We start from the raw sequence: 8,321 nt of genomic DNA on the forward strand, positions 1-8,321 counted from the left end.
TCAGGCCGGGCGCAGGCCCAGCGCCGGCATCAGGCGGAAATCCGCCGTGTCATCGTCACGTCGTCGCGGCAGGGCCTGGATCGCCGCCAGCATCTCCTGCGCGCAGGCACGGATGCGTGCGTGGTGTTCGGGTGATGCATGGCTGATCAGGCTGCCGACATGGAACTCGAACACGTCCTCCAGTACGTCGGGCTGGTCCTCGTGCAGCATCTGCAGCAGACCGCGCAGCTTGCAGATTTCCGATTCCAGCTCTTCGACCGCGAACAACATGGCGTCCTCCTCTTCAACATCCGGCGGCACGTCCGGGCCGCAGCAGGCCGCAACGGCGGCGGCGCCCGGGCCACGCGCGATGTTGATCACGGAAAGGAAAACGGGCGACGCGGCTGTCGCGTGCTCCCCTCTTGTCGCACAACCACGGTGAGGCAACCGTTAATTCACGTGACGGTCTGCTTCACACACCTGCGATTGCAGCGCCAGTGCGAGGCGTTTCGGCTGCGCTGCGCAGCGCTTCAATGAAGGCTGGTTCCAGCGCGAGCGAACCGAACCAGCCATGCTGCGTGCCGCTCAGCACGCGCAGCATGTGGCTGCGACCGCCCGGCAGGCGCCCCATCGGACCGAGCAGCACATCACGCGCCTTCGCCCAGCCATCGCGATCGGACTGGAACAACGGCGTCAGCCATCGGCTCCAGCGCTGGTACACCGCCACATGCGCGCGCCGCTGCGCCTGGTAGGCCTGCAGCGCGGCCGTGCCGCCACCGTGGATGCGCACCGCATCGCGCAGCGCCAGTGCATCGAGCAGCGCCATGTTCACGCCCTGCCCCAGCTGCGGACTCATCGCGTGCGCGGCATCACCGGCCAGCACCAGGCGCCCCTGGTGCCAGCGCGACATCACTGCATCGCGATAGACCGCGCGCGCCAGCTGGCCGGCATCACGCAGGTGGGCGAAGCGCGCAGCGGCCTGCGGCCACAGCGTGTGCAGTTCCTCCAGCCAGGACGGCATGCCATCGTTCTGCCAGCGCTCGAAATCGGTGCGTGGCAGGCTCCAGAAGAAGCTCAGGCGCGGCGTGTCGTCACCGGGGCGGGTGCCCACCGGCAGCAGCCCAATCATCTTGCGCGCGGCCACGTAGCGCTGGCGCAACTCCTGCACGTGTGGCCAGTCTTCGGCCGGCAGCAGGCACCACAGCGCGCCCCACGGATACACGCGATCCAGCCCGGCACCTGCGGCAATGGTGCTGCGCAGCGTCGACGCTGCGCCATCCGCAGCTACGACCAGGTCGAACGGGCCATGCGTGCGGCCTTCGCCGTCGCGCAGACGGCCCTGTTCGGCATCCACTCCGGTAATCGTGATGCCGGCACGCAATTGCCCTGCGCCGTCCCGCGCTTCATCCAGCAACGAGAACAACGCTCCGCGCTGCATGCCCAGCCCATGCAGGCGCGCGTCCAGACCGTCGTAGCGCATGTCCATCACCGCGCGCTCGCACGGCGTATCGCCGTACAGGCGGTGCACCGGTGCAGCATGCGCGCGCACGGCGTCGAGCAGGCCCATCTGCCACAGCACCTGCAGGCCACTGGGCTGCAGCAGGAAGCCGGCGCCGACCGGCCCCGGCGTGGGCACGCGCTCGAAAATGTCCACCTCATGACCATCACGGGTGAGCAGGATGGACAATGCCTGTCCAGCGGTGCCGTAGCCAATAACGGCGATGCGCAGTCGTTCCTTCATGCCTGCATTGTGCCCGAGGCCGGCAGAAGGCGATCGGAATGCAGACGGCTGCGCAAAAAAAACCCCGCCGGAGCGGGGTTTTCAACGCACTGTCGAGTGGATCACTCGGCCGGCGTGATGTTCGAAGCCTGGGCACCCTTCGGGCCCTGGGTCACGTCATAGGTGACACGCTGGCCTTCCTGCAGGCTGCGGAAGCCCTTGGAGTTGATGGCGGAGAAGTGCGCGAACACGTCGGCGCTGCCATCCTCCGGCGAGATGAAGCCAAATCCCTTGGCGTCGTTGAACCACTTGACGGTACCGTTCGGCATGGTGATGCGAGACCTTATGCAATGAATGGGTGGTGTACGCTGAACCCGCGCACAAGCTGAGTATGCAAAGCTTGCTCGGGGAAGACAATCACCCCCGTGCCAATTCGCCCACCAGTTCCGGAAGTCCGTTGCTGGCCGCCTGCACGTTGGCCAGCACTTCGGCCATCGTAATCTCCTCGCCATCTCCACAGCCGGCGGCCCAGTTGGCGATGATGGCCAGACAGGCGTAATCCAGCCCCAGCTCCCGTGCCAGCGCGGCTTCCGGCATGCCGGTCATGCCCACCAGGTCGCAGCCATCACGGCGCATGCGGGCGATTTCGGCGATGGTTTCCAGGCGCGGGCCCTGCGTAGCGCCGTAGCAGCCACCGTCATGGACCGTGACACCGGTCACTTTCGCGGCGGCCAGGATCTTGCTGCGCAGCATCGGCGTGTACGGATGGCCGAAATCGACGTGGACCACGTCGGTGCCTTCTTCTTCACAGATGGTGCTGATGCGGCCCCAGGTGTAGTCGATGATCTGGTCCGGGCAGGCCAGCACGCGCGGACCAAAGTGTTCGGTGATGCCACCGACCGTGTTCAATGCCAGCACCCGCTGCGCGCCCAGCTGCTGCAGCGCCGCCAGGTTGGCGCGGTAGTTGATCTTGTGCGGCGGCAGCGAGTGGCCTTCACCATGCCGCGCCAGGAACGCCACGCGACGGCCGAGCAGCGTCCCCACGCGCACCGGGCCGGACGGGCGGCCGAAGCGGGTGTCGACCTCGTGGGTCTGCACGTCGTCGAGCTTGGCCAGGTTGTAGACACCGGTACCGCCGATCACGGCAAGGGCGATCTGTTGCATTCGAAGCACTCCATGAAAAGACAAACGCCGGCACCCGAGGATGCCGGCGGCAGAAGAACACGCGCCGCGGGCGGCGGCGCCGTTATTCCTTCATCGCGTAGATGGCCGGCACGCAGCGCAGGGTTTCGTTGACGTCCATGCCGAAGCCGAACACATAGCGGTCCGGCAGTTCGATGCCGGCGTAGTCGGCGACCACGTCCGGCAGCGCGCGGTCGTGCTTCTTCACTGTCATCGCAGCGATGCGCACGTCGGTCGCGCCCTGCTCCAGGCACCAGGTGCGCACGCCCTGCAGGGTGTAGCCCTCGTCGAGGATGTCGTCGATCAGCAGCACGCGGCGGCCGAACAGCGAGGTGGCCGGCTTGTGCTTCCAGACCAGGTCGCCGCCGGTGGTTTCGCCGCGGTAGCGGGTGGCGTGCAGGTAATCGAACTGCACGTCCTGACCACGCGCGCCCAGTTCCAGCGCCAGCTGGCCGGCGAACGGCAGCGCGCCGTGCATGATCGACAGGAACAGCGGCACCTCGCCCTTGTAATCGCGCGCGATGGCGTCGGCGATACCAGCGATGGCCTTGTCAATGGTGGGGCGGTCGACCAGCAGGTCAGCCTGGGCCAGGGCCTGGGAAATGGTGAGGTTGGGCATCAGACGGTTCTTCCAAGGGTTTCAAGCAGACGGGATTGGGTGTCGCCATGGCGGGCATCGGCCAGCAGGCCGTCCCAGCCGAGCGCGCCGCGGCCAAGCAGCCCCAGCAGCGCAGCAGTATTGAGGGAGCGTCCCTGCACGGCGTGCAGGGCTTCATCGACCAGTTCCGGGTGGCAGACCAGCACCACATCGCAACCGGCATCCAGGTGTGCATGCACGCGCGCCGGCACGCCGCCGGCACTGTGCGAGGCGGCCATGCCGATGTCGTCGGAGAACACCACGCCACGGAAGCCGAGCTCGCCGCGCAGGATGTCCTGGATCCAGCGCGGCGAATAGCCGGCCGGTTCCGGTGCCACCTGCGGGTAGATCACGTGCGCCATCATCACCGCATCGGCACCGGCGGCGATGCCGGCCTGGAACGGCACCAGGTCCTGCGCACGCAGCTCGTCCAGCGCACGCGGGTCGATCGCGGTGTCCACGTGGGTGTCTTCCAGCACCGTGCCGTGGCCAGGGAAATGCTTGAGCGTGGCCGCCATGCCAACGGCGTGCATGCCACGCACGTAGGCGGCGGTGAACGCGGCCACCACCTGCGGGTCTTCACTGAAGGCGCGGTTGCCGATGGCACGATTGCCACGGCCGAGGTCGACCACCGGCGCGAAGCTGAGGTCCACACCGCTGGCGCGCACCTCGCTGGCCATCAGCCAGGCGTGCTGCTCGGCCAGCGCCAGCGCCCGCTGCGGATCGGTCGCGTACAGCGCCCCGATCTCCTGCAGCGGCGGCAGCTCGCTGTAGCCTTCACGAAAACGCTGCACGCGGCCGCCTTCCTGGTCGACGCAGATCAGCTGCGGGCGCGGGGCGGCGGCGCGGATCGCCGCGCTCAGATCGGTCACCTGCTGGCGCGAGGCAAAGTTGCGCTTGAACAGCACCACCCCGGCCACAGCATCGTGCTGCAGCCAGTCACGTTCCTGGGCGGTCAGTTCGGTGCCGGCAACGCCGATCAGCAGCATGGTCGATCTCCACAACGCGCGCCCGCATGGCGCAGTGCCGCATTGTCGCAGAACCGGCCGACAGGCGCAGTGGTCGCGAAAAGGGGACGGAGGGGATTAAGCCGCAATCGGCCCTCACGAGCTGGAAACGACTTAATCCCCTCCGTCCCCTTTTCGGGGCTGGTCAGACCTTGCAGCCGTCCGGGCCGCAGGCCTCGTCGCCCTCTGCCGGGGACGCGGATGTGCCCTGCTCGGCCGCGATCTGGCGCAGCGCGTTGGCGAACGCCTCCGGCGGCTGGGCGCCTGAAATGGCCCAGCGGCCGTCGATGACGAAGGTCGGCACCGAGGAGATGCCCAGTGCATGGGCTTCCTGCAGCTTTGCCTCGACCTCCGCCAGGCCGCGGTCGGAGGCCAGCATCTGGGTGATCTCGCCCGCGTCGAGGCCACCGGCTACGCCAGCCTTGACCAGTACTGAGCTGTCAGCCAGGTTCTGGCCCAGCTCGAAATGGGCGCGGAACAACGCCTCGCCCACCGCGTCCTGCACCCCATGCTGGCCGGCCAGCCACAGCACCCGGTGGGCCGGCAGCGTGGTCACCCGCACCTGGCCCTGGCTGAAGTCCATCGGCAGGCCTTCGGTGCGCGCCGTGGTCTGGGTCTGGTTGAGGATCTGCTCGGTGCGCTCGACACCGCCGAACTTGCGCACATAGGCCTCGCGCAGCGGCACCGGCTTTGCGTCCGCGTCCGGGTCCAGCTGGAACGGCTGCCAGTGGATGTCGAGTTCAGGCGCATCGGCGCCCAGCAACTGCACGCCCTGCTGGAAACGATGCTTGCCGATCCAGCACCAGGGGCAGACCACGTCGGAGTAAATGTCGATTCTCATGCCCACCACATGGGGGCCGCGGCCTTCGAAAAAAGGGGACGGAGGGGATTAAGCCGCTTTCCGCACAGGCGGGGTAAAGACGACCTAATCCCCTCCGTCCCCTTTTTATGGGTTCACCACTGTGAATAGGGGTGACTGGCGAGGGCGACGTTGTAGTAGCGGGCGTCGTCGGTCACTTCGGCACCCACCCAGTCCGGCAGGTCGATGACCTGGTCGGCGCTGTCCAGCTCGACTTCGGCCACGACCAGACCGGCGTTGTCGCCGAGGAACTCGTCCACTTCCCAGGTCAGCCCGGCGTGGTCCACCAGATGGCGACGCTTGTCGATCAGCCCGCCTACGCACAGTGCAAGCAGCGCGCGCGCGTCTTCCACCGGGATCGGGTAGTCAAATTCCTGCCGGGTATGGCCGATGGTGCGCGACTTCAGGTTCAGCGCAGCGTGGTCGCCCTCGATACGCACGCGCACCGAAGCGTTCTGGGTGCCGCGGTCGAGCGCGCCCATGTCGTTGATGTAGCCCTGTGCCATCGGGATCACCCGGTGCGCGGCGGTGCGCCAGCCATCGCTGCTGACGAGGAATTTGCGTTCGATTTCGATGCCCATCGCGCCATTATGCGCGATGGGCATGACAGCCCGTCAGCGCTTCTCGAACACCGCGATGCTTTCCACGTGTGCGGTGTGCGGGAACATGTCCATGGCACCGGCGCTGACCAGGGTGAAGCCCTGTTCGTTGACCAGGTAGCCGGCGTCACGCGCCAGCGAGCCCGGGTGGCAGCTGACGTAGACGATGCGCTTGAACTGCTTCAGCGGCAGCTGCTGCAGCACTTCGATCGCACCCGAACGCGGCGGGTCGAGCAGCAGCTTGTCGAAGCCCTGGCGCATCCACGCGGTGCTGCGCTGGTCCTGGGTCAGGTCGGCACTGAAGAACTGCGCGTTGGCCAGGCCGTTGCGCTCGGCATTCTCGCGGGCACGCGCGACCAGGCCGGCATCGCCTTCCACGCCGACCACTTCGCGCACGCGGCGGGCCAGTGGCAGGGTGAAGTTGCCCAGGCCGCAGAACAGGTCCAGCACGCGCTCGTCCTCACCCGGTTCCAGCAGGTCCAGGGCGTGGGCGATCATCTTCTCGTTGAGCTTGGCGTTGACCTGGATGAAGTCCAGCGGGCGGAATGCCAGCTCGACATCCCACGGTGCCAGCCGGAACGACAGCGGCACGCCCTGCCCGTCCAGCGGCTGCACGGTGTCCACGCCGCCGGACTGCAGGTAGATCACAAAGCCATGCTGCTGGCCGAAGGCGGCCCAGGCGGCGCGGTCGGCATCGCTGAGCGGCTGCAGGTGCCGCACGGTCAGGACCACGGCCTGGTCGCCAGCGATGAATTCGATCTGCGGGATGTCACGCTTGCCATCGAGCGATTCGATGAAGGTGGACAGGGCCTCGACCTTGGTGCCGATCTCCGGAATCACGGTCAGGCACTGGCCGAGGTCGGCCACGAACCGCGGGTCCTGTTCGCGGAAACCGACCAGGGTCTTGTCCTTCTTCTCGACCCGGCGCACCGAGAAGCGGCCCTTGCGGCGGTAGCCCCAGCTCTCGCCGACCAGCGGCGCCAGCACGGTGCCCGGCTTCACGTGGCCGATGCGCTCGAGATTGTCCATCAGCACGCGCTGCTTGGCGACGATCTGCTGGTCTTCGTCCAGATGCTGCAGCACGCAGCCAGCACAGGTGCCGAAGTGCGGGCATTTGGGGGTGACACGCTGCGGCGAGGCCTGCAGCACCTGTACCGTGCGCGCCTCGTCGAAATGGCGGCTGCGGGCGGTCTGTTCCGCCATCACCACCTCACCCGGCAAGGCGCCGCTGATGAAGGTGACCTTGCCGCCCTCGCCTTCACGGCGGGCGACACCGCGACCATCATGGCTGAGGTCGAGGATTTCGGTCTGGAACGGGGTACGGTCGATGCGGGAGCGGGATCGGGCCACGTGGCGACAGGCTGCGGGCAAAAATGGGGCCGTATTGTCGCAGATCCTGACCGGCAGGGTCCGCACCCGCTTGCGCCCGTCGCCGTCGTGCTTGATGATTGGACCAGCTGACATGGAGGCAGCCCTGATGCAGATGACCCCGCGGACCAGCCGGCCCCGCTTCCTGCTTGTCGAGGACGACATCATCAGCCGCGGTTTTTTCAAGGCGGCGTTGGAAACGTTACCAGCGGATGTGGACACCGCAGACTCACTGGCCAGCGCGCTGGCCAGCGCCGAGCCCGGCGCGCATGACCTGTGGCTGATCGACGTCAATCTGCCCGACGGCAATGGCGCGCAGCTGCTGCGCGAACTGCGCCGTTCACACCCCGATACCCCGGCGTTGGCGCATACCGCCGACGGCGACACCTCCATTCATGCCCGCCTGCGCGAAGCCGGTTTCAGCGACACCCTGGTCAAACCGCTGGGCCGCGACCAGCTGCTGAAGGCAGTGCGCCGGGCCCTGGTGAACAGCCCGGCGGGCATCTTCGTGGCCCAGGCCCCGGCAGCGGTCGAGCTGCAGGTGCAGGACTGGGACGAGACCGCGGCATTGGCCGCACTCAATGGCCAGCGCAACCACCTGATCGCGCTGCGAGAACTGTTCCTGGCCGAGTTGCCCGGCGTGCGCGACGCGGTCGAGCAGGCGGTGCACCAGCATGACGAGCGGCAACTGCGCAGCCAGTTGCATCGGCTGCAGGCGAGTTGCGGCTTCGTGGGTGCGGCACGGCTGGGCCGGGCGGTGCGCCAGCTGCATCATGCGCCCGAGTCGGGGCAGGCCCAGGACGGGTTCCGCGCCGCAGTGGCTGCCCTGCTGCACTGAGGGGTGTTCGGCAGGGCTTGCAGCCCTGCACCTGCCGAGGCCAAAGCAACAGCAACAGCAGGCTATCCGAGGGATGGCGGGGCGGTGTCGGAGTGCGGGGACGCCGTAAACCCGTCCATGGGGGCTTGGCAG

General features: G+C 67.5%; 10 protein-coding genes. 1 reads left to right on the forward strand and 9 read right to left on the reverse strand.

The genetic code is table 11. The features are described from left to right. From QRO93_RS14090 to rlmD, 9 genes are all read right to left on the reverse strand, one after another. Nucleotides 1-270 carry a hypothetical protein gene (locus tag QRO93_RS14090; protein WP_040009460.1) on the reverse strand — a complete coding sequence of 90 codons (270 nt, stop codon included), beginning with the start codon at nt 268-270 and terminating at the stop codon, nt 1-3. Between the two features lie 181 nt (nt 271-451). Continuing rightward, nucleotides 452-1,720, reverse strand: a complete 1,269-nt coding sequence (locus QRO93_RS14095) for an NAD(P)/FAD-dependent oxidoreductase (RefSeq protein ID WP_180880309.1) — start codon at nt 1,718-1,720, stop codon at nt 452-454. A gap of 101 nt (nt 1,721-1,821) precedes the next feature. Continuing rightward, a complete protein-coding gene (locus QRO93_RS14100; RefSeq protein ID WP_005410590.1) occupies nt 1,822-2,028 on the reverse strand; it encodes a cold-shock protein in 207 nt (68 codons plus the stop codon). Between the two features lie 88 nt (nt 2,029-2,116). Continuing rightward, nucleotides 2,117-2,863, reverse strand: coding sequence for an S-methyl-5'-thioinosine phosphorylase (locus QRO93_RS14105; protein ID WP_180880307.1), 747 nt, complete (start codon nt 2,861-2,863; stop codon nt 2,117-2,119). An 82-nt stretch (nt 2,864-2,945) separates the two neighbouring features. After that, a complete protein-coding gene (locus QRO93_RS14110; protein ID WP_006461210.1) occupies nt 2,946-3,500 on the reverse strand; it encodes a hypoxanthine-guanine phosphoribosyltransferase in 555 nt (184 codons plus the stop codon). Continuing rightward, nucleotides 3,500-4,507: a beta-N-acetylhexosaminidase gene (nagZ, locus tag QRO93_RS14115; protein WP_053450476.1), complete on the reverse strand. Its 1,008-nt coding sequence runs from the start codon at nt 4,505-4,507 to the stop codon at nt 3,500-3,502. Before nagZ ends, QRO93_RS14110 begins: the two co-directional genes overlap by 1 nt. Nucleotides 4,508-4,670: 163 nt before the next feature. After that, a complete protein-coding gene (locus QRO93_RS14120; protein WP_180880305.1) occupies nt 4,671-5,366 on the reverse strand; it encodes a DsbA family oxidoreductase in 696 nt (231 codons plus the stop codon). Between the two features lie 113 nt (nt 5,367-5,479). Then, the gene (locus QRO93_RS14125) at nt 5,480-5,965 is read right to left on the reverse strand and encodes a CYTH domain-containing protein (RefSeq protein WP_053451361.1); all 486 of its coding nucleotides are present in this window, start codon (nt 5,963-5,965) and stop codon (nt 5,480-5,482) included. A 33-nt stretch (nt 5,966-5,998) separates the two neighbouring features. Then, nucleotides 5,999-7,333, reverse strand: a complete 1,335-nt coding sequence (gene rlmD / locus QRO93_RS14130; RefSeq protein WP_053450478.1) for a 23S rRNA (uracil(1939)-C(5))-methyltransferase RlmD — start codon at nt 7,331-7,333, stop codon at nt 5,999-6,001. A gap of 127 nt (nt 7,334-7,460) precedes the next feature. Here rlmD and QRO93_RS14135 point away from each other — a divergent pair, with 127 nt between their 5' ends. Continuing rightward, nucleotides 7,461-8,189 (forward strand): response regulator, encoded by a 729-nt coding sequence (locus QRO93_RS14135; protein ID WP_040009454.1) that lies wholly within the window; start codon nt 7,461-7,463, stop codon nt 8,187-8,189. The last annotated feature ends 132 nt before the right edge of the window (nt 8,190-8,321 follow it).

Source organism: Stenotrophomonas maltophilia group sp. Smal17 (assembly GCF_030237045.1).
GTDB lineage: Bacteria > Pseudomonadota > Gammaproteobacteria > Xanthomonadales > Xanthomonadaceae > Stenotrophomonas > Stenotrophomonas forensis.

Excerpts from the sequence above, each read along its gene's own strand:
- QRO93_RS14090 (WP_040009460.1), bottom strand. The coding sequence starts at position 270 with ATGTTGTTCGCGGTCGAAGAGCTGGAATCGGAAATCTGCAAGCTGCGC.
- QRO93_RS14095 (WP_180880309.1), bottom strand. The coding sequence starts at position 1,720 with ATGAAGGAACGACTGCGCATCGCCGTTATTGGCTACGGCACCGCTGGA.
- QRO93_RS14100 (WP_005410590.1), bottom strand. The coding sequence starts at position 2,028 with ATGCCGAACGGTACCGTCAAGTGGTTCAACGACGCCAAGGGATTTGGC.
- QRO93_RS14105 (WP_180880307.1), bottom strand. The coding sequence starts at position 2,863 with ATGCAACAGATCGCCCTTGCCGTGATCGGCGGTACCGGTGTCTACAAC.
- QRO93_RS14110 (WP_006461210.1), bottom strand. The coding sequence starts at position 3,500 with ATGCCCAACCTCACCATTTCCCAGGCCCTGGCCCAGGCTGACCTGCTG.
- nagZ (WP_053450476.1), bottom strand. The coding sequence starts at position 4,507 with ATGCTGCTGATCGGCGTTGCCGGCACCGAACTGACCGCCCAGGAACGT.
- QRO93_RS14120 (WP_180880305.1), bottom strand. The coding sequence starts at position 5,366 with ATGAGAATCGACATTTACTCCGACGTGGTCTGCCCCTGGTGCTGGATC.
- QRO93_RS14125 (WP_053451361.1), bottom strand. The coding sequence starts at position 5,965 with ATGGGCATCGAAATCGAACGCAAATTCCTCGTCAGCAGCGATGGCTGG.
- QRO93_RS14135 (WP_040009454.1), top strand. The coding sequence starts at position 7,461 with ATGCAGATGACCCCGCGGACCAGCCGGCCCCGCTTCCTGCTTGTCGAG.